Consider the following 20,326-nt stretch of genomic DNA (forward strand, 5'->3'; position numbering starts at 1 on the left):
TGCCCGCCCGCGCCCCTTGCGGGCGGGCATCGGCATTCAGAATCCTGGTCCCATGGATCTTCCGGAGCTCGGCTTCTACGGACTCGCCGGCCATTCCGGCACCCCCCGCGACCTCCTCGACCAGGTCCGCGCCGGCGAGCGGACCGGCCTCGGCGCGGTCTTCCTCTCCGAGCGCTTCACCACCAAGGAGGCCGCCACCCTCTCCGGCGCCGCCGGGGCCGTGAGCGAGCGGATCGGGATCGCGACGGCCGCCACCAACCACAACACCCGGCACCCGCTGCTGACCGCCACGTTCGCCACCACCATGCACCGGCTCACCGGCGGGCGGTTCGCGCTCGGCCTCGGCCGCGGCTTCGACATGCTCTTCGACGTCATGGGCGTCCCCCGGGTCACGTCGGCGCAGCTCGCGGACTTCATCGGGATCATGCGGCGGCTCTGGCACGGCGAGCCGGTCGTCGACCACCACGGGCCCGCGGGCGACTTCCCGTACCTCAGCCAGGACGCCGCGTTCGACGAGGACATCCCGATCATGCTGACCGCGATGGGCGAGCGGACGCTGGAGTTCGCCGGCTCGATCGCCGACGGCGTCGTCCTGCACACCTTCTTCACCGACGAGACGCTCGCCCGCTCGGTCGCCGCCGTCCGCCGCGGCGCGGAGAAGGCCGGCCGCGACCCGGCCGGCGTCCGCGTCTGGTCCGTGCTGGCCACCGTCGGCGACCATCTCGACGAGGAGGCCCGCCTCCGCAAGCTCGTCGGCCGGCTGGCCACCTACCTCCAGGGGTACGGCGACCTGATGATCCGGGTCAACGGCTGGGACCCGGCCGTCCTGGCCGCCTTCCGCGCCGACGACCTGGTCGCCGGCTTCCCCGGCGCCTTCGACGCGATCGCCACGCCCGACCAGCTGGAGCACGTGGCGGGGCTGCTCCCGGACGAGTGGCTGGCCGCCGCCGCGACCGGCTCCCCCGAGAAGTGCGCGCGGACCGTCCTCCGCCAGTTCGACGGCGGCGCGGACGGCGTCATCCTGCACGGCGTGACGCCGGCCGAGGTCGCGCCGGTCGTCGCCGCGTACCGCGAGGTCAGGCCCGCCCGCCTGGCGAAGGAGCCCGCGAGCCTCAACCCCGGGCGCTTCTGATGGCGCCGGCGGGCGTTGTCGACGGGCCCGAGGAGCTCACCCCGGAGTGGCTGGGCGAGGCGCTCGGCGCGCCGGTCACGGCGGTCGCGTACGAGAAAGTCGGATCCGGGCAGATCGGCGCGTGCTACCGGCTCCGGCTGGACGGCGGCGCGGGCGTGCCGCGCACCCTCGTCGCCAAGCTGGCGGCCGAGGACACCGACGCGCGCTCCTTCCTCGCGCCCGCGTACCGGGCCGAGGTGTCCTTCTACCGGGACGTCGCCGCGACCGTGGCCGTACGGACGCCGCGCTGCCACTACAGCGCCGCGAGCGACGACCACACGAGCTTCGTCCTGCTGCTGGACGACCTCCACCCGGCGGCGCAGGGCGACCAGCTCGCGGGCTGCACGCCCGCCCGCGCCGCCGACGCCGTCACCAACCTGGCCGGGCTGCACGGCCCGCGCTGGTGCGACCCCACGCTGCTCGACCTGCCGTGGCTGAACGCGGTCGGCCAGGAGGACGCCGACTCCCTCGCCGAGATCTTCGGCCCCGCCGTCGACACCTTCGCCGAGCGGTTCGCGGGCGACCTCGACGGCGGGGACGTCCGCACGCTGCGCGAGATCGCCGAGGTCATCGGCCCCTGGGTGCTGGGCCGGGCCGGGCGGTTCGGGCTCGTCCACGGCGACTACCGGCTGGACAACCTGATCTTCCCGCCGGAGCCCGGCACCGGCGTGACGGCCGTCGACTGGCAGACGCTCAGCCTCGGCCATCCCGCCCGCGACCTGGCGTTCTTCCTGGGCACCGGCATGGGCCCGGCCGAGCGCGCGGCCCACGAGCGCGCGCTCGTCGCGGCCTACCACGACGCCCTCGCGTCGTACGGCGTCACCGGGTACGGCCTGGACGAGTGCTTCGACGACTACCGCTTCGGCACCCTCCAGGGGCCGCTGATCACCGTGCTCGGCTGCGTGTACGGGACGCCGACCGAGCGCGGCGACCGCATGTTCCTGGCCATGGCGGCGCGCTCGTGCGCGGCCGTCCGGGACCTGGAGGCGCTGAGCCTCGTCTGACCGCCCCCGTCACCCGGCGGGCTCGCAGATCACCAGCGGGATCTCGCGGCCCGCCCACGACTGGTAGCGGTCGATGTCGGCGTACATCGCGGCGAACCGCGGCCACAGCGCGGCCCGTTCGGCGGGGTCGGCCGTACGGGCCCGCATGCGGCGCAGGTCGCCGCGCACCCGGATCACCACGTTCGGCTGCGCCAGCAGGTTGAGGTACCACATCGGGTGCTTCGGCAGCCCGCCCTGCGAGGCGATCAGGACGATCCGGTCGCCGTCCGGCAGGTACAGCAGCGGCTGCGTCCGCCGCCGCCCGGTCTTGCGGCCGGTGGTGGTGAGCAGGCAGACCGGCACGCCCTTCGGGAACGCGCTGCCGATCCGCCACTTGCCGCCGACGCGGCCGGCGGTGATCCGGTAGACTTCCACGTTCGCCCGGGAGGCGAACTTGAGGATCTTCGGGACGAGCGGTGAGTCCATTCCCTTGGGGCGTGCGGTCTGCGACATGGCCTACCTCTCAGACGGGCTCGGTCAACACCTGCTGGTCAGACACGGGCCGGGACCTTCGGTTCCTCGTCCAGCCTCGCGCGGAGCCTCTCGCCCTCGATGTCGATGTCGGGCAGCGCGCGGCCGAGCCAGCGGGGCAGCCACCAGGCGCGCCGGTCCAGCAGCGACATCACGGCCGGGACGATCGTCATCCGTACCACGAACGCGTCGATCGCGACACCCACGGCGAGCGCGAACCCGATCGACTTGATGATCGCGTCGTCCATCAGGACGAACCCGCCGAACACCGCGATCATGATCAGCGCGGCGGCGGTGACCACCCGGGCGCCGTGCCCCATGCCGGAGATCGTCGCCTGCCGGGCGGTGTCGCCGTGGGTGAAGTCCTCGCGCATCCGGGAGACGAGGAAGACCTCGTAGTCCATGGCCAGCCCGAACAGGATGCCGATCAGCAGGATGGGCAGGAAGCTGATCAGCGGCCCGGGGTTGTCCACACCCAGCAGCCCGGCCAGGTGCCCCTCCTGGAAGACCAGAACGGTGATCCCGAACGTGGCGCCGACCGTGAGCAGGAACCCGAGCGCGGCCTTGACCGGCACCAGGATCGACCGGAAGACCAGCATCAGCAGCAGCACCGACAGCCCGACGACGAGCAGCAGGTAGACCGGGAGCGCGTCGGCGAGCTTCTCCGACACGTCCACGCCGAGCGCGGTCTGCCCGGTCAGCTCGACGCCGCCGATGTCCGCGGTCCCGTCCCGGATGTCGTGGATCAGCCGTTCGGTGGCCGGGTCGGACGGGCCGCTCTCCGGGACGACGCTCAGCAGCGCGGCCGTGCCGGACGGGCTGATCTGCGGTGGCGTCACCGCCACGACACCGTCGATGCCCTTGATCTCGGTGGCGGCCCGCTGCGCCGCCCGCGCGGTGGCCTCCTTGGAGCCGCCGGTGACGACGGCGGCGAGCCGGCCGTTGAAGCCGGGGCCGAAGCCCTCGCTGATCAGGTCGTACGCCTCGCGGCCGGGCGAGCCCTCCGCGGACGAGCCGGCGTCGGGCAGGGCCAGGTGCATCTGGGTGACCGGGTAGGCCAGCCCGCCGAGCGCCAGCACGCCGGCCAGGATGAACGGCACCCGGTGCCGGGTCACGACGTACGCCCACCGGAACCCGAACGGCGTCCTCTTACGCTTCGCGGCGCCCTCGTGCCTGCCCTCGCCCTTGCGGCCCTTGCGGCCGGGCGTCAGGCGGGGCCCGGCGAAGCCGAGCAGCGCGGGCTGGAGCGTGATCGCGACCAGCACCGCGACGGCGACGGTCGCGGACGCGGCCAGGCCCATCACGCTCAGGAACGGGATCCCGACGACCGACAGCCCGGCCAGCGCGATCACCACGGTCGCGCCGGCGAAGACCACGGCCGAGCCCGCGGTGCCCACGGCCCGCCCGGCGGCCTCCTGCGGTTCGAGCCCCTCGGCGAGGTTCTGCCGGTAGCGGGAGGTGAGGAACAGCGAGTAGTCGATGCCGACGGCCAGGCCCAGCATGAGCGCCAGGATCGGCGCGGTGCTGTTCATGTCGACCACGCCGGTCAGCGCGTACAGGCCGGCCATCCCGACGCCGACGCCGACCAGCGCGTTCAGCAGCGTCATCCCGGCGGCGACCAGCGAGCCGAAGGTGACGACCAGCACCACCGCGGCGACCGCGATCCCGATCGCCTCGGAGGTGCCGCCGACGTGCGGCTCGGCCTGCGCGACCTCGCCGCCGTGCTCGACCTGGAGCCCGGCCGCCTCGGCGGTCTTCCCGGAGTCCTCGTAGGCGGTCCGCTGCGCGTCGGTGAGGTCGGCGGCGGCTTTCTCGAACTGCACCTGGATCAGGGCGTGCCGGCCGTCCTGGGAGACCGCGCCCGCCTGGAACGGGTCGACGGCGCCGACCACGCCCGGCAGCGCGGACGCCTCCTTGGCGAGCCCCTGGACGGCCGCCTTGTTGTCGGCCGCGGCGAGCGTCTCGCCCTTGGGGACGGCGACGACGATCGTCCCGGTCGCCCCCGACGCCTGCGGGAACTGCTTGCCCAGCGCGTCCATGGCGCGCTGGGCCTCGGTGCCGGGAATGCTGAAGTCGCTGGACATCGAGCCCTTGAACGCCGCGGCCGCCCCGCCCAGGGCCGCCAGCAGGACGATCCACAGGACGAGCACCAGCCGCCGGTGGCGGAACGAGGCGCGGCCTAGCCGGTAGAGCAGTGTGGCCATGGGGAAGAAGATCCTTCAGTGGTCGAGAGTGCGGAGCGCGCCGCGGACGAGCACGGCGCGCAGCTCTTCGTCGGTGAGGTCGGCCGTCTCGCCGGCCCGGGCGCCGGCGACGGCCACGCCGCCGAGCACCATCGCCGCGGCGATCCGGGCGGCCGGTTCGGCCGACCGGCCCGCGAGCGCGTCGACCAGCCGGTCCACCATCTCGTGGACGTCGCCGAGCGCCGGGTGCTGGAACATCTGCTCCAGGTCGTCGTGCAGGATCTTGACCTCGCGGCGGAACCGCAGCACGAGATCGACGAACCCCTCGACCGCCGCCGGAACCGACTCCTCGGCCGGCGTCGCCGCCAGCCGCGCGTCCAGCTCGGCCAGCTCGGCGGTCGCCGGCCCCAGCAGCTCGGTGAGGATGGCGTCCTTGCCGCTGAAGTGGTACAGCAGCGAGGCTTTCGAGCACCCCACACCGTTCGCGATGTCCTGGAGCGAGGTGCCCTTGAACCCCGTCACGACGAAGAGCCCCGCCGCGACGTCCAGGATCTGACCCCGCCTGTCACGCGCCATGCCTTCCACGCTAACTGACCGAACGGTCAAACCTGGCCGATCGGTCAGACTCCCCCATATGGCCTTTGACACACCCTCACGAGGGAGCGTCGCCGTGGCGTTGTTCGTTGAGGCGGCGCTCGGCCTCCTTCCAGGAGACCGGGAGGGCGTCGGGCGGGACCGTCCAGAAGACGAACGTGGAGTCGCTCATCGCCTCCCGGCGGCGCGCCATCGCGGGCTTGTGGGGGGCGGTGCCGGCGTACGCGTACAGGGACTTCCGGTCGGTCCAGGCGGACAGCGTCCAGAACGTGCGGCGCAGCGGCCGCGCCTTCAGCGACACGCCGAGGGCGCCCGGGGCGCGGCGGGCCTGGAGCAGCAGGCGCATCGAGTCGGCGAGGAAGCCGGGGACGTGGCGCAGCGACCGCACTTCGAAGCGGGACGCCATGACCACCGGTTCGGTGCCGGGGTCGGGTGTTCCGAGCCGGGCCCAGGGCACTGTCGGCATGGCATGTCCTTTCAACCGGAACTTGACATTGACCAGATTGCCTCCGCGCACCTGAACTTGTCAATGGTAAGATTCGACCGGAGGTGAGAACCATCAGCGGTTACCATCACGGCAACCTGCGGCGGACGATCATCGATGCCGCCGTCGAGGCGATCGCGGACTCGGGGACGGCCACCTGGAGCCTGCGCGAGCTGGCGCGGCGCGCGGGAGTGTCGCACGCCGCGCCCGCGCACCACTTCGGCGACAAGGCCGGGCTGCTCACGGCCGTCGCGGCCGAGGGCTACCGGCTGTTCGCGGACACGCTGGCGGCGGCCGGCGACGACTTCCTGGAGGTCGGGACGGCGTACGTGCGGTTCGCCACCGAGCGCCGGGGCTACTTCGAGGTGATGTTCCGGCCCACGCTGTACCGGGCCGACGACCCCGAGGTGGCGGCCGGGCGGGCGGCGGCGAGCGCCATCCTCGCGCGCGGCGCGCGGGCGGAGGTCGACGACCCCGACCGGGCCCCGATGATGGAGGTCGCCGCCTGGTCGATCGTGCACGGCTTCGCCGAGCTGTGGCTCAGCGGCGCGCTGGGCGACGACGTCGGGCCGTCACCCGTGCGGGCGGCCCGGGAGATGCTCCAAGTGATGTACGACCGCCGGTGAACGGGGCGCTCAGCCCACCTGGTCGCCGTACATCTCGCCGAGCGGATCGGCGAGCAGTTCGAGGCGGGCACCGTCCGGATCCCGGAAGTAGATCGAGACCTCGCTCTCCAGCAGGTACTCGACCCCCGCCGCGTCCAGCTTGGCGCGCAGCCGCTCCCACTGCGCCCGCTCCACCGAGATCGCGACATGGTGCAGGCCGCCGAGCACCTCCGCGTACGGCCCGAGGTCGAGCCCCGGGAAGTCGAAGAAGGCCAGCAGGTTGCCGTTCCCGATGTCGAAGAAGAAGTGGTTGGACCCCGCGTAGTCGCGGTTCTCGAAGATCGCGGTCAGCGGGAACTCCAGCAGGTCCTGGTAGAACCGGATCGTCCGCTCCACATCGGACGACAGCAGCGCCATGTGGTGCAGGCCCCGCGCCGAACTCGGCGGCCGCTCCTCCCGCAGGTGCACCCGCTTCAGCCGTTCCCGCTCCGCCTCGATCGCGGCCACGTCGACCATGACGCCCCCAACCTGGTTGAAAACCGAACCGTATGGGTTCTACCCGGCCGGGGGCGTCCTTGTCATCGTTCATTCGTACTCGGTGCCGCCCTTTCGGGTGAGGTAGGCGGGGGAGACGAACTTGGCGATGGCGCGGCCGCCGAGGATGTCGCTGCGGCGGCCGGTGGCGGGACGGACGACGAGCCCCTCGCGCAGGTGCGCCTCGGTGCCCGAGACGGTCTCCCGGCCCGCGGCCAGTTCCATCAGCGCCGCCTCGTCGTACGGGCCCTCGTACAGGCGGGGCACGGCGGGCAGCCCGACCTCGTCGAGCGTCTCGGCGAGCTCGGCCGGGTCCAGCCAGCGCCTCGGCTCGTCGCCGGCCGCGACGGCGATGTCGAAGACGGCGTAGCCGACCCGCTCGCCCGTGGCGTTGGCCCCGTACGCGAGGTCCTGCACGCCCCGGCCGAAGACCTCGCCGAACACCCCGACCCTGGTCGCGCCGTACTTCGCCGCGACGCGCCGGGCCGCGGCGGCGACCTCGTACGTCTCGACGGCGCGCCAGTAGAGGTTCTTGGGGTTGTGCGCCAGCGCGAGGTTCTTGGAGCCGAAGCCCTTGGACGACACGAAGCCCTCCTCGCCGACCAGCGAGAACAGGCAGGCCGACCCGTGGATCTTCTCCGTGGCGACGACCGGCTCGCCGGGCTCGAAGATGCCCGGGTAGCGCTTGATGTCCTCGATCTCGATCCAGCGCAGGAGGTCGGGGGCGGGGACGACCTCGCCCGCCATGTGCACCGGGACCGGCGGGATCCACTTGGTCACGCCCAGCTCGGCGGCGTAGTCCCGGTCCGGCTCGGCGGCCAGGTCCACGTCCTTGACGGCGTCGGGCAGGCAGACGATGCCCTGCGACAGCTCCCCGCGCAGCCGTACCGCCTTCACCCGGTTCTTCTCCGGGCCCGCGAGCCGGCCGGTGAGGCCGAGCTCGGCGATCAGGCCGTCCGGGAGCAGCGCGCCCTCGGGGATGTAGAGCGCCCAGTCGCCGGTCCGGTACTGCCCCTTCGCGACGACCGCCCGGTAGAGACCGACCTGTGCCAGTTCGAGGGCGTCGGCATTGCCGTGCGGGTGGATCGTGAGCCGCTCTGCGGTGACGCGAAAAGTGGACATACGGAAAGGGTGGCAACGGCCATATGTGGCGAGCAACCGGTTATCGGCCTTGCCGGGCGCGCCGGCCGATGTTAGAGCGAGGGAATGGGGCGTTCCCGAATCGGTGCCGTGCTCGCCGCGCTGGCCGTCGCGCTGTCGGTCCTCGCCTGGACCGGCCGGGACGGGGGCGGGGGCGGGGACGGGCTCACCGCGGACGAGCGGCGCAGCCTCGCCACCCTGCGCGTGCTGGATGCGGCGCATCCGCTGCTGGAGATGACCCTGTACGCGCCGTACGACCCGCTCCGCCCGGCCGCCGCCCCGCCGCGTACGGCCAGGCCGCTCGCCTGCTCGCTGTTCGTCGCCGCGAACGGCCCGCGCGGGCCGCTGTTCGGGCGCAACTTCGACTGGGCCGCCAATCCGGCGATGATCCTCAGGACGCGCGACTCGATCTCGCTGGTCGATATCTCGTACCTGGGGATCGGCGGTGCCGACGCCGCCAGGATCACCACCGATCCGGCGCTGCGGCGGAGGCTGCTGCGCGCCGCGGTGCTGCCCTTCGACGGCATGAACCGGCACGGGCTCGCCGTCGGCATGGCGCAGGTGCCGGGCGCCCGGCCGCCGCGCACCGCCGGGCGACCGGCCGTCGGCAGCGTCCGGATCCAGCGGCTCGTCCTGGACCAGGCCCGCACGGTCGACGAGGCGCTCGCCGTGTTCGGCCGGTACGACGTCGCGTTCGAGCCCGGCGAGCCCGCCCTGCACTACCTGGTCGCGGACGCGGCCGGGCGGTCGGCGGCCGTCGAGTACGTGGACGGCCGGCTCCGCGTCGTGCGGGGCGCGGGCGCCTGGCACGCCATGACCAACTTCGTTCTGACGGGCGCGGGCGAGGAGGCCAGGCGTTCCGACGAGCGCTACTCGGCGATCGCCGCGCGGATGCGCGGCACCGGCGGCGCCCTCGACCCGGACGGCGCGATGGGCCTGCTCGCGGAGGTCGCGCAGCCGCACACGCGCTGGTCGGCGGTGTACGAGCTGCGGCACCGGACCGTCCACGTCGCGCTGGACCGCGGCCGCGGGGAGCGCCGCGCCTTCCGCCTGCCCTGAGACCGGCGGAAGGCGCCGCGCGCCTCAGCCGTCCAGCTTGGCCAGCAGCACCCGCGCCTGCTCGGCGAAGCCCTCGTGGCCGGAGGCCAGCGCGTCGCGCAGGTGCCCGCGGGCCCGGTCCACCTCGCCGGCGCCGTACCGCAGCTCGCCGAGCCGGTACGCGGACTCGCCCAGCAGCTCGGCGTCGCCGGTGCCGACCTCCAGGCAGCGCTCGTAGAAGCGCACCGCGCCGTCCCGGTCGCCGAGCCAGTACGCCAGCTCGCCGAGGTGCGCGGCGGCCATCGCGCGCTGCCGCCCGCCCTCGGTGTCGATCACCGCCTGGTACCAGCGCAGCGCCTCCGGCCAGTCGCGCTCGCGCTTGGCCAGCGAGCCGAGGTACATCCTGGCCAGCTCGACGGCGACCGCGTTCTCCTCGCCGGGCGCGTCGATCGCGGCCAGGTACAGCTCGCGGGCGCGGGCCGGGTCCTGGTCGTGGTAGCTCCGGCCGAGCGTGACCCGGGCCATCCGGCCGAACCGCGACTCGGCGCCGCTCAGCGGGGCCAGCACCTCCCGCGCCTCGGCGTGCTCGCCCGCGTCCACCAGCGCGTCGCCGAGCGCCCAGACCGCGCCCGGCTCGCCGGACGCGGCGGAGGCCCGCAGCAGGCGCAGCCCGACGCGCGGGTCGCCGCGGTCTGACTGCATCATGCCGAACACGCTCGCGAGCCGCGGCTCGTCCACGCCCAGCTCCGCGGCGGCCCCGTTCAGCCGGGCGGTGGCCGCCGCCAGCTCCGCGTCGTCGCCGTACCGGCCGAGCAGCTGGACGAGCGTGCTCAGCGCACGCAGCCGCGCCCTGCCGTCCGGGTGGCCGGCCAGCCGCTCGCAGATCTCCCGCGCCTTCGCGGGCTGCTCCGCCTCGGCGAAGAGCGCGGCCAGTTCCAGCTCCCGGTCCGGGTCCGGCTCGCCGGGCCCGAACCGCACGCTGCCCTCGACGTACAGCATGGCCGCCGCGCGGTCGCCGTCCCCGGTCAGCTCGGTGGCGCGCCGGTGCGCGACGCGCAGCGGCAGATCGGGGTCGCCCGCGCGGGCCGCCAGCGTCAGCGCCCGCACGGCCACCTCGTGCCGCCCCTCGGAGTACGCCTTGTTCGAGACGACCACGAGGTTCCCGGCGGCCGACTCGACGAGTTCGGCGAGCGGGCCGTCCTCGTCCTCGCCGTCCGGGTCCATCGCCGCCACCCGGCCGAGCGCCTCCGCCGCGGCCGCCAGGTCACCGTCCTCGAACGCCCACTGGCCCAGCAGGGCGTCCGCCCGGGCGCGGACGTCCGGCTCGCCGGCCGCCGCGGCCAGGTCGAGCTCCGCGCGCGCCGCGCCGGTCTCGTCCCGGTCGCGCAGGGTGCGGGCCAGATCGAGGCGGATCCGCGCGGCGAGCTCCGCGTCCGCGGCGGCGATGCCCTGCCCGTACAGCCGCCGCGCCCCGTCGGTGTCGCCGCGCTGCTTGCGCGAGTCGCCCCACAGCCAGTAGCCGACCGCGACCGTCTCGGGGTCGCCGCTGGTCACCGCGCGCTGCGCGTGCTCGGCGACGCCGTCGTGGTCCGCCGCCTCCATCAGCGCGATCAGCAGGCTGCGCAGCGGGGCCAGCGCGGCCGGATGGTCGATCTCGCTGCCCTCGCGGTACGCCTCGATCGCGGCGGCCAGGTCGTCCAGCTCGCCGTACAGGTCGCCGATGTCGTCGTACGCCGTGGCGGCCTCGGCCGGGTCGCCGAACTCGGCGACCGCGCGGAGGATCCCGATCGCCTGCTCGGAGTCGTACGAGGCCGTCATCCGCGCCGTGCGGATGATCCGCCGCCCCGTCTCGGCCGCGTCGGGCGTGCCGGCGTGGTCGCGCATCATCTGGAGCAGCGGCTCGGCCAGCGAGCCGTCCTCGCCCTCATGCTCGTCCAGGATCGCCTGGAGCTCCGGCGACAGCCCCCGCGGCGCGGCGCCGTCCAGGGCCTCGCGGACGGCGTCGTCGTGCTCGGGGTCCACGCCGATCAGGGACGACAGGAACGCGTCGGCGGCGTCCCCGTCGCCGTCGCCGACCATGGACGCGACGCGGCGGGCCGCGTCCGCCGGGCCGTCGCCGGCGCCCGCCCGCGCGGCGAGGACCATGCCCCGGACCGCGGTCGCGCGGTCGCCCGCCTTGCCCGCCTCGATCGCGATCGCCATCACGTTGTTCACCGCGGTGGAGACGATGTCGGCGAGCCGCGCGCCCGCGTCCTCGTCCGCCTCCAGCACCGCCACGCGGCCGAACGCCTCCAGCGCGGCGGGCAGGTCGCCGCCCTGGTACGCGATGTCGCCGAGGTAGGAGTCGGCCTTGGCGACCTGCTCCTCGTCGCCGGACTCGTCCCGGACGCGCCGCGCCTCCGCCGCGGCGGCCTCGTCGTCGCCCAGCTCGTGCAGCACCTCCGACAGGTCCAGGCGGATCCGCATGGCGAGGTCGCCCGTACCGGCGGGCTCCAGCGCCTGCCGGAGCGCCCGTACCCCGCCCTCCGGGTCGCCGCGCTCGATCCGGACCCGGCCCAGGACGCGGTGCCCGAGCGCCACCGTCTCCGGGTCGCCGGTCGCCAGGGCCCGCCCGGCGGCCTCCAGGGCGGCGTCGAGGCGGTCGTCCGCGTAGAGCGCCCAGCACAGGCTGCGCAGCGCCGGGTACGCGGCGGGGTGGTCGATCGCGGCGCCGTTCCGGTACGCCTCGACGGCGGCGGCCGGGTCGTCGAGCAGGTCGCCCAGGTCGTCCCAGGCGACGGCGGCCTGCTCCAGCGGGGCCAGCTCGGCGACCGGTGGCAGCAGCGCGCGGGCGCCGTCCCGGTCGCCGGAACGGCGGGCGCGGGACACGGCGATCACCGTCGCGGCCGCGGCCCCGGCGTGCTCGGTGCCGCGCAGCGCCTCGAGCGCGGGCCGCACGGCCGCCGGATCGTCGCCGCGCAGCGCCCCGTACAGCTCCTCCAGCTCGGGACGCGGCGCCGGCAGGATCGCGCGCGCGTCCTCCAGATCGCGGACCAGCTCGGCGTCCGGCCCGTCCGGGCCCGCGTCGAGCCCGAGCGCGGTGCCGTAGTACGCGAGCGCCGCCGGAACGTCGCCCGCGGCCGTGGCGCGCAGCGCGGCCTCCCAGACCAGGAACACCACGTCCGGGTAGAGCCCGGCCTCGGCGCCCCTCGCGAACCCGTGCGCCGCGGCCTCGTGCGCGCCGTTCTCGGCCGCGCGGACCGCCAGCGCCACCACGTTGTTGGCGGAGATCTCGGCCTGGTCGCCCGCACCGGTGGTGGCGACCCGCCCGAACGCCGCGATCGCACCCGCGAGATCCCCGTCCGCCTCCAACTCGAAGGCCCGCTCGAAGTCATCCCCGGCGGGTTCGGTGTCATCGGTGTCAGCGGCGGGGGTGGGGTGGGGGGTCGGCTGCGGGGTGGTGGGCGGGAAGGCCGCGGCGCCCTCTCGGTAGAGACGTGCGGTCTCCCTGTCGCCCCTCTGCTCGGCGGCGGACGCGTACTCTCCGGCGATCCTGGCGGCGTCGGCCGGGGCGCCGGCCGCGGCGGCCAGGTGCAGCGCGCGCACGGCCACGGCGTGGTCACCGCCCGCGGCGGCGTCCTCGGCCACGGCGCCCAGGCTGTTGAGCGCCGTCTGGTGATGCTCGTCCTCGCGCTCGCTCGGGTCCCGGTTGGCCTGCCCGGCGGCCGCCGCGGCGCCGAACGCCTCGGCGGCGCGGGCGAACGCGCCGTCCCGCGCCAGCCACTCGCCCAGCCGGAGCCCGGCCGCCAGCACCGCGCCGGTGTCGCCGCTCGCCAGCACGGCCTCCATCTCCCGGTACGCGGCGCGCGTCTCGCCCAGCTCGTGCAGCGTGACGCCGTACAGCGCGCGGACGGCGGGCTCGGACTCGGGCCTGGCGTGCTCCAGGGCCAGCCGGTAGTGCCCCTTGGCCGCCGCGAGGTCGCCCCTGCCCGCGCAGAGGTCGCCCAGGGCCCGGGCGCCGGCGCCGATCGTCTCGGGGTCGCCGCTCGCCACGGCCCGGCGGGCCGCCGGTTCGAGCGCGGGGTGCGCGTCCGGCCGCGACTCCAGCAGCGCGAGCAGGCCGCGGAGGCAGCCCAGGGCCGCCGGGTGGTCGGCGGCCGCGCCGCGTTCGAGCACCTCGATCGCGGCCTCGGTGTCGCCGGCCCGCTCCAGCTCGGGGCCGAGGGTCCCGCACATGACGGCCGCGTGCGCGGGCAGCGCCGCCTCGTAGAGGGCGCGGACGCCGTCCCGGCCCGTGCGGAGCCATTCCACGGCGGCCTGGGCGGCCATCTCCCCCGCGGCGTCCGCGTGCGCGGTGCCGGCGGCGTTCCCGAGCAGCGTCCTGACGGCCGCGAGGTCGTCCTCGAAGAGGGCGACGTGCAGCTCGGCGAGCGGTGCCGCGCCGTAGTCCTCGGCGAGCAGTTCCAGCGCGCCCGCCCGGTCGCCGTCGTGCAGCCTCAGCAGGGCGCGCTGGTTCAGGGTCGCGGTGCCCAGCCGCTCCAGCGCCCTGAGCCGGCCGAGCCCCGGGCCCTCGGCGGCCCGCTCGTACGCCTCGCGGGCGCCCGTCTCGTCGCCGGCCGCGGCCAGGTGGCCGCCGAGGTCGCAGGCGGCCTCGGCGATCAGGCCGGCGGCGTCCTCGTCGCCGTCCGCCCGGCGGCGCTCGAAGAGCGTGATCGCGCGCCGGCACAGCCGGGCGGCCCCGGCGGGGTCGCCCTGCGCGGCGAGCACCCGGCCCAGCAGGACGCACGCGCGCCCCACGCTCTCGCCCGCGAAGCCCTCCTCGGCACCGGACGCGATGGCCGCGCGGAACCACTCGGCGGCGGCGTCGAGCCGGCCCTTGTCGTACAGGTCCCAGCCGATCAGCACGTCCACGTGCACGCCCTCGCCGGACGCCGACGCCTGGAGCGCGCGGGCCTCGGCGAGGCGGCCGGCGTCGACGAGCGCGCCGACCGCGGCGCTCAGCAGCTCCGCGTACTCGCCGCCGTCCGGGTCCGCGGCGGCCAGCGCGCGCCGGTATCCGGCGGCCGCGGCGTCGGCCGCCGCGATGCCGTCGATCCCCGCGGCGGCCGCGGGGGCGAGGCCGGGGTGGCGGGCGGCGGCCTCGTACGCGGCCCGCGCCTCGTCCGGGTCGCGGTCCGCCAGCGCCGCGCCGCACGCGAACGCGATCCAGGCGGCCAGGGCGGGCTCGCCCTCGGTCCGGGCCCGGCGCAGCAGCGCGACGGTCCCGGCGGCATCGGCCGCGGGACGGACGAGCCACGACAGCAGCGCCGCGTACGACAGCGCCCGCGGGTCGCCCGCCGCCGCGGCCTCGGCGAGCAGCGCGGCGATCCGCGGGCGCGGCTCGCCGAGCAGGGTGTACGCGTGCGCCAGCATGACCTTGGCGAGCGCGGACACCGCCGGGTCGGGGTGCCGGGCGGCCTCCTCGTACCGGGCGAGCCCGGTCTCGCCGCCCAGCCGCAGGTGGTCGACCAGGCAGCCGAGCACCGGATGGTACGGCTCGCCCTCGGCGATCAGGTGCCGCTGCAGGGCGGCGACGAAGCCGTCGGCGAGGTCCGGGCCGGCCGCCACGTGCTCCAGCAGCTCGTCCGCCTGCTCGGGGTCGCCCTCGGCCAGCTCCAGCGTGGCCAGCATGGCGGCGGCGCGGTTGGCGGCCCCGCCGCCCGCCTCGTCGACCGCCCGGCGGAGCAGCGCCCGGGCCGCCCCGACGTCGCCCTCGCGGAGCCGTTCCATGGCGGCGACCGCCTGCCGCTCTCCTTCCTCCTGCCGCTGCCGCGAAGCGTTCGCCGATTCGAGCCGTCCGGCCCACGAAGACATGCCTGAAACCCCTAGTGAACGGAAGCCGTGTGCAGGTGATCATTCACCACCGGCCCGGCGGAACGCATGGATTCCAGGTTTTCCGCAGGTAAGCGGGCTATTTCTCGGCGGCGAGCTCCAGCGCGATGTCGATGAGCTGGTCCTCCTGGCCGCCGATGAGGTTGCGCTCGCCGGCGCGCACCAGGATCTCGGCGCCGGAGACGCCGTAGCGCTCGGCGTGCCGGGCGGCGTGCTTGAGGAAGCTGGAGTAGACCCCGGCGTACCCCATCATGATCTCCATCCGGCCGAGCAGGCACTCGGAGTCCATGACCGGGCGGACCACGTCCTCGGCGGCGTCCACGATCTTGAAGACGTCCACGCCGGTGCGGATGCCGAGCTTGTCGCAGACGGCGACGAACGCCTCGACCGGGGTGTTGCCCGCGCCGGCGCCGAGGCGCCGTACCGAGCCGTCGATCTGCTGGGCGCCCGCGCGCACGGCGGCGACGCTGTTGGCGACGCCGAGGCCGAGGTTCTCGTGGCCGTGGAAGCCGACCTGCGCGTCGTCGCCCAGCTCGGCGACCAGCGCCGCGATGCGGTCGGAGGTGTCCTCCAGGATCAGCGCGCCGGCCGAGTCGACGACGTAGACGCACTGGCAGCCCGCGTCGGCCATGATGCGGGCCTGCTTCGCCAGCACCTCCGGCGGCTGCGAGTGGGACATCATCAGGAAGCCCACGGTCTCCAGCCCCAGCTCGCGGGCCAGGCCGAAGTGCTGGATGGAGACGTCCGCCTCGGTGCAGTGGGTGGCGATGCGGCAGACGGACGCGCCGTTGTCGGCGGCCTCGCGGATGTCGTCCTTGACGCCGACGCCCGGCAGCATCAGGAACGCGATCTTGGCCTGGTTCGCGGTCTTCACCGCCGCCTTGATCAGCTCCTGCTCGTCGGTGTGCGAGAACCCGTAGGTGAACGACGAGCCGCCCAGCCCGTCGCCGTGGGTGACCTCGATGACCGGGACGCCGGCGTCGTCCAGCGCCGCCACGACGGAGGTGACGTGGTCGAGCGTGAACTGGTGGCGCTTGGCGTGCGAGCCGTCGCGCAGCGAGGAGTCGGTGACGCGGATGTCCAGCGTGTCCGAGTAGGGCCTGCTCACGTCGGTCATCTCAGCTCTGCCCCTTCTCGATCTCTTCGGCCAGCACCTCGCCGACGCGGGTGGCGGCGGCGGTCATGATGTCGAGGTTGCCGGAGTACGGCGGCAGGAAGTCGCCCGCGCCCTCGACCTCCAGGAAGATGGCGACCCGGGCCATCCCGCCGTTGACGGCGGAGGGCTCCTCGAACTGCGGCTCGGCGCGCAGCCGGTAGCCCGGCACGTACCCGGCCACGTCGGCGGCCACGTCCCTGATCGACTGAACGATCTTGTCCTGGTCGGCGTCCTCCGGGATCGAGCAGAACACCGTGTCCTTCATGATCACGGGCGGCTCGGCCGGGTTCAGGATGATGATCGCCTTGCCCCGCTCGGCGCCGCCGATCGTCTCGATGCCCTTGGCTGTGGTCCGGGTGAACTCGTCGATGTTGGCGCGCGTCCCGGGGCCGGCGGAGTCGGACGCCACCGAGGCGACGATCTCCGCGTACTCGACCGGGACGACCCGCGACACCGCGTACACCATCGGGATCGTCGCCTGGCCGCCGCAGGTGATCAGGTTGACGTTGTCGGCGTCCAGGTGCTCGCGCAGGTTGGCGGGCGGCACCACCGCGGGGCCGACGGCGGCCGGGGTCAGGTCGATCGCCCGGATGCCGGCCTCGCGGTAGCGCGGCGCGGCGGCGCGGTGCACGTACGCCGAGGTCGCCTCGAACACCAGGTCGGGCTTCTCGGGCCGCGACAGCAGCCAGTCGATGCCCTCGTGGCTGGCCTCCAGGCCGAGCCGGGAGGCGCGGGCCAGGCCCTCGCTCTCGGGGTCGACGCCCACCATGTAGCGGGGTTCGATGCGTTCGCTGCGCATCAGCTTGTACAGCAGGTCGGTGCCGATGTTGCCCGGCCCGACGATCGCGGCGGTCACCGCCATGATCACTCCAGTGGTTGTGGGGGCAGGGGTCACTTGAAGGTCAGCGAGACCGAGCCGAGCCCGGTGAAGTCGGCGGTGTAGGTCTCACCGGCCGCCACGTCGATCGCGCGGGTGCAGGAGCCGGGCAGCACGACGTGCCCCGCCTGGAGCCGGACGCCGAACGAGGCGACCTTGCGGGCCAGCCAGGCGACGGCGATGACGGGGTCGCCCAGCACCGCGTCGGAGCGGCCGGACACGACCGTCTCGCCCGCCCGGTACAGCGTCGCGTCGATCGCCTTGAGGTCCAGGCCCGCCGGGGAACGCCCCTCGCCGATCACGAAGCCGGCCGAGGAGGCGTTGTCGGCGATGGTGTCGGCCAGCTTGATCCGCCAGTCCGCGATCCGGCTGTCGATCAGTTCCAGGGACGGGACGACGCGTTCGGTGGCGGCCAGCACGTCGGCCTCGGTGCAGTCCTCGCCGGGCAGGTCGGCGCCCAGCACGAAGCCGACCTCGACCTCGACCCGGGGGCGGCAGTACTCGCTCGCGAGCACCGGCTCGTCCTCGCGCAGCTCCATGTCGGCCAGCAGGTGGCCGTAGTCGGGCTCGTCCACGCCCATCATCTGCTGCATCGCCTTGGACGACAGCCCGACCTTGTGCCCCTTGACCGCGCCGCCGGCCGCGAGCCTGCGGCGGATGTTGAGCAGCTGGATCTCGTACGCGTCGACGACGTCGATGCCCGGGTAGGTCTCGATGAGCGGGTCGATCGGCCGCCGTTCCAGCTCCGCGGCCCACAGGCGGTCGGCGGCTTCGCGGCGCCGTTCCTCGGTCAGCATGGCAGCGACGCTACGGACGCCCGCCGGGAAACGCCGCTTCCAATCCCACTGGCCGGGAGCGGGGTGGCCCTGGAGGCCCGCCGGTGTCCACTGAACGGGACCCTGCCGGGGTCTCTCCCGCGCCGTCTCGGTTACTCTACCAAACAGTTGTTAGAAAGAAGGCTGCGTCAGAGAAGGCGGGCACAGGATGGATCTTGAGTTCGGGCCGGCCGAGCGGGAGCTGCGGGCCGAGGTTCGGGCATGGCTGCGCGAGCACGTCCCCGCCGAGCCGCTGCCGTCGCTGGAGACCGAGGAGGGCTTCGCGGCGCACCGGGACTGGGAGCGGACGCTGGGCGAGGCCCGGCTGTCGGTGATCTCGTGGCCGGAGCGGTACGGCGGGCGCGGCGCGTCCCCGCTGCAATGGCTGGTGTTCGAGGAGGAGTACTACGCCGCCGAGGCGCCCGGCCGGGTCAGCCAGAACGGCATCAACCTGCTGGCCCCCACGCTGTTCAAGCACGGCACGCCCGAGCAGCTCGAACGCGTCCTGCCCCCCATGGCGGCCGGCGAGGTCATCTGGGCGCAGGCGTGGTCGGAGCCGGGCGCGGGCAGCGACCTGGCCGCGCTGCGCGCCACCGCGACCCGCACCGACGGCGGCTGGCTCCTGAACGGGCAGAAGACGTGGAGCTCGCGCGCGGCGTTCGCCGACCGCGGCTTCGGCATCTTCCGCTCCGACCCGGACTCCGAGCGCCACAAGGGCCTGACGTACCTGATGTTCCCGCTGGACGCGGAGGGCGTCACCGTACGGCCCATCGGCCGGCTGGACGGCAAGCCGGCGTTCGCCGAGCTGTTCCTGGACGACGTGTTCGTCCCCGACGCGGACGTCATCGGCGAGGCCGGGCAGGGCTGGCGCGTCGCGATGGCGACGGCCGGCAACGAGCGCGGCCTCACGCTGCGCAGCCCGGGCCGGTTCACGGCCGCCTCCGAACGGCTGGCCGCGCTGTGGCGGGAGCGGGCCGAGCCGTCCGACACCGCGCTGCGCGACCGCGTCGCCGACGCCTGGATCCGGTCCCGCGCGTACCGGCTCAAGGGCTTCGAGACGATCTCCCGTACCGACGACATCGGCGCGGAGGCCAGCCTCAACAAGGTGTTCTGGTCGGAGCTGGACGTGGCGCTGCACGAGACCGCGCTCGACCTGCTCGGCCCGGACGGCGAGCTCGACTCGGCCTGGCTGGAGGGCTACGTGTTCTCGCTGGCCGGCCCGATCTACGCCGGCACCAACGAGATCCAGCTGAACGTGATCGCCGAGCGGCTGCTCGGCCTGCCGAGGGGGGCACGGTGAGGTTCGTCCTGGACGCCGAGCAGAAGCTGTTCGGCGAGACCCTGCACAAGCTGCTGGCCCAGGCGGGCTCGGCGGAGGCGATCCGCGTCTGGGGCGGCGGCGAGACCGGCCCCGGCCTGGCGCTGTGGTCGTCGGTCGCCGAGGCCGGGGTGTTCGCGCTGGCCGTGCCGGAGGAGCACGGCGGCGCCGGGCCGCTCCCCGTCGAGCTGGTCACCGCGATGGAGGTGCTCGGGAAGCACGCCGTCCCCGGGCCGATCGTGGAGACGCTGGCCGCCGCCGAGCTGCTGGCGAAGGCCGGCCCGAGTTGCGACACGGGCGCCGAGTGGCTGCCGAGGATCGCCGCGGGCGAGGCGCTGGTCTCGCTGGCGCTGCCGCCGTCCGTCCCGTACGCGCTGGACGCGGCCGCCGCCGGCCTGGTCCTGGTCGCGGACGGGGCGGACGGCACCGTGCGCGAGGGGACGGCCGAGGCGCGCCCCGTCGCCGAGCCGCTGGACCCGGCGCGGCGGCTGTTCCGCGTCACGCCTGGGAAGGCGCTCGCCGAAGGGGACGCGGCCCGCGCGGCCGCCGGGGCGGCGTACGACTTCGGCGTCCTCATGTGCGCCGCCCAGCAGATCGGCATCGGCCGCGCCCTGCTGGACGTGTCGGTCGAGTACGCCAAGACCCGCAAGCAGTTCGGCCGCCCCATCGGCGAGTTCCAGGCGATCAAGCACCATCTCGCGGGCGTGCTGGTCGAGCTGGAGTTCGCCCGGCCGCTGCTGTTCGGCGCGGCGCTGGCGTACGGGACGCCGGAGTTCGCGCGGGACGTGTCGGCCGCCAAGGTCGCCGCGTCGGACGCCTCGTACAAGGCGGCGAAGGTCGCCCTCCAGGTGCACGGCGCCATCGGCTACACCGATGAGTACGACCCGTCCCTGTGGATCCGCAAGGCCCGCGCCCTGACCTCGGCCTGGGGCACCAGGCCCGAGCACCGCGCCCGCGTGGCCGCCGCCCTCTGACGCCCCTCCCCGTTGACTCGTGGCGTGTTGCCCTCCAGCCCGCGGGCTGGAGGGGAACACGCCACGAGTCGAC

Annotated in this window: 16 protein-coding genes; 6 read left to right on the top strand and 10 right to left on the bottom strand. The window is 74.7% G+C overall.

Going from position 1 to position 20,326, the window contains the following annotated elements; translation table 11 throughout:
- The first annotated feature begins 52 nt into the window (after positions 1-52).
- Together ACA361_RS33905 and ACA361_RS33910 are read left to right on the top strand one after the other, a co-directional pair.
- Positions 53-1,132 carry a TIGR03857 family LLM class F420-dependent oxidoreductase gene (locus ACA361_RS33905; RefSeq protein ID WP_375018907.1) on the top strand — a complete coding sequence of 360 codons (1,080 nt, stop codon included), beginning with the start codon at positions 53-55 and terminating at the stop codon, positions 1,130-1,132.
- A complete protein-coding gene (locus ACA361_RS33910) occupies positions 1,132-2,175 on the top strand; it encodes a phosphotransferase family protein (protein WP_375018909.1) in 1,044 nt (347 codons plus the stop codon). Before ACA361_RS33905 ends, ACA361_RS33910 begins: the two co-directional genes overlap by 1 nt.
- Before the next feature lie 9 nt (positions 2,176-2,184).
- On the opposite strand, the gene ACA361_RS33915 is transcribed toward ACA361_RS33910, so the two are convergent.
- From ACA361_RS33915 to ACA361_RS33930, 4 genes are all read right to left on the bottom strand, one after another.
- The gene (locus ACA361_RS33915; RefSeq protein WP_375018911.1) at positions 2,185-2,667 is read right to left on the bottom strand and encodes a nitroreductase family deazaflavin-dependent oxidoreductase; all 483 of its coding nucleotides are present in this window, start codon (positions 2,665-2,667) and stop codon (positions 2,185-2,187) included.
- 38 nt (positions 2,668-2,705) lie between these two features.
- On the bottom strand, positions 2,706-4,889 hold the full coding sequence (locus ACA361_RS33920) for an MMPL family transporter (RefSeq protein WP_375018913.1): 2,184 nt from the start codon (positions 4,887-4,889) through the stop codon (positions 2,706-2,708).
- Between the two features lie 15 nt (positions 4,890-4,904).
- Positions 4,905-5,444, bottom strand: coding sequence for a TetR/AcrR family transcriptional regulator (locus tag ACA361_RS33925; RefSeq protein WP_375018915.1), 540 nt, complete (start codon positions 5,442-5,444; stop codon positions 4,905-4,907).
- A 76-nt stretch (positions 5,445-5,520) separates the two neighbouring features.
- On the bottom strand, positions 5,521-5,928 hold the full coding sequence (locus tag ACA361_RS33930; protein ID WP_375018917.1) for a DUF3291 domain-containing protein: 408 nt from the start codon (positions 5,926-5,928) through the stop codon (positions 5,521-5,523).
- 83 nt (positions 5,929-6,011) lie between these two features.
- Between ACA361_RS33930 and ACA361_RS33935 the strand changes: the two genes are divergently transcribed.
- The gene (locus ACA361_RS33935; protein WP_375018919.1) at positions 6,012-6,572 is read left to right on the top strand and encodes a TetR/AcrR family transcriptional regulator; all 561 of its coding nucleotides are present in this window, start codon (positions 6,012-6,014) and stop codon (positions 6,570-6,572) included.
- Positions 6,573-6,581: 9 nt separating this feature from the next.
- Here the strand turns inward: ACA361_RS33935 and ACA361_RS33940 are convergent, their stop codons facing one another.
- Together ACA361_RS33940 and ACA361_RS33945 are read right to left on the bottom strand one after the other, a co-directional pair.
- Positions 6,582-7,067 (bottom strand): VOC family protein, encoded by a 486-nt coding sequence (locus ACA361_RS33940; protein WP_375018921.1) that lies wholly within the window; start codon positions 7,065-7,067, stop codon positions 6,582-6,584.
- 69 nt (positions 7,068-7,136) lie between these two features.
- Positions 7,137-8,207, bottom strand: a complete 1,071-nt coding sequence (locus ACA361_RS33945) for an RNA ligase (ATP) (protein WP_375018923.1) — start codon at positions 8,205-8,207, stop codon at positions 7,137-7,139.
- 84 nt (positions 8,208-8,291) lie between these two features.
- Between ACA361_RS33945 and ACA361_RS33950 the strand changes: the two genes are divergently transcribed.
- Positions 8,292-9,284, top strand: a complete 993-nt coding sequence (locus tag ACA361_RS33950) for a carcinine hydrolase/isopenicillin-N N-acyltransferase family protein (RefSeq protein WP_375018925.1) — start codon at positions 8,292-8,294, stop codon at positions 9,282-9,284.
- A 24-nt stretch (positions 9,285-9,308) separates the two neighbouring features.
- On the opposite strand, the gene ACA361_RS33955 is transcribed toward ACA361_RS33950, so the two are convergent.
- The 4 genes from ACA361_RS33955 to ACA361_RS33970 form a co-directional block, all read right to left on the bottom strand.
- Positions 9,309-15,095 carry a hypothetical protein gene (locus tag ACA361_RS33955; protein WP_375018927.1) on the bottom strand — a complete coding sequence of 1,929 codons (5,787 nt, stop codon included), beginning with the start codon at positions 15,093-15,095 and terminating at the stop codon, positions 9,309-9,311.
- A gap of 97 nt (positions 15,096-15,192) precedes the next feature.
- Positions 15,193-16,221: a 4-hydroxy-2-oxovalerate aldolase gene (gene dmpG, locus ACA361_RS33960; protein WP_375018929.1), complete on the bottom strand. Its 1,029-nt coding sequence runs from the start codon at positions 16,219-16,221 to the stop codon at positions 15,193-15,195.
- Between the two features lie 10 nt (positions 16,222-16,231).
- Positions 16,232-17,137, bottom strand: coding sequence for an acetaldehyde dehydrogenase (acetylating) (locus ACA361_RS33965; RefSeq protein ID WP_375018930.1), 906 nt, complete (start codon positions 17,135-17,137; stop codon positions 16,232-16,234).
- A 23-nt stretch (positions 17,138-17,160) separates the two neighbouring features.
- Positions 17,161-17,943 carry a 2-keto-4-pentenoate hydratase gene (locus ACA361_RS33970; RefSeq protein ID WP_375018932.1) on the bottom strand — a complete coding sequence of 261 codons (783 nt, stop codon included), beginning with the start codon at positions 17,941-17,943 and terminating at the stop codon, positions 17,161-17,163.
- A gap of 187 nt (positions 17,944-18,130) precedes the next feature.
- Here ACA361_RS33970 and ACA361_RS33975 point away from each other — a divergent pair, with 187 nt between their 5' ends.
- Both ACA361_RS33975 and ACA361_RS33980 read left to right on the top strand, forming a co-directional pair.
- Positions 18,131-19,261: an acyl-CoA dehydrogenase family protein gene (locus ACA361_RS33975; RefSeq protein ID WP_375018934.1), complete on the top strand. Its 1,131-nt coding sequence runs from the start codon at positions 18,131-18,133 to the stop codon at positions 19,259-19,261.
- Positions 19,258-20,253 carry an acyl-CoA dehydrogenase family protein gene (locus ACA361_RS33980; protein WP_375018935.1) on the top strand — a complete coding sequence of 332 codons (996 nt, stop codon included), beginning with the start codon at positions 19,258-19,260 and terminating at the stop codon, positions 20,251-20,253. Before ACA361_RS33975 ends, ACA361_RS33980 begins: the two co-directional genes overlap by 4 nt.
- Positions 20,254-20,326: the final 73 nt, after the last annotated feature.

The organism is Actinomadura sp. 21ATH, from assembly GCF_041951345.1.
Classification (GTDB): Bacteria; Actinomycetota; Actinomycetes; order Streptosporangiales; family Streptosporangiaceae; genus Spirillospora.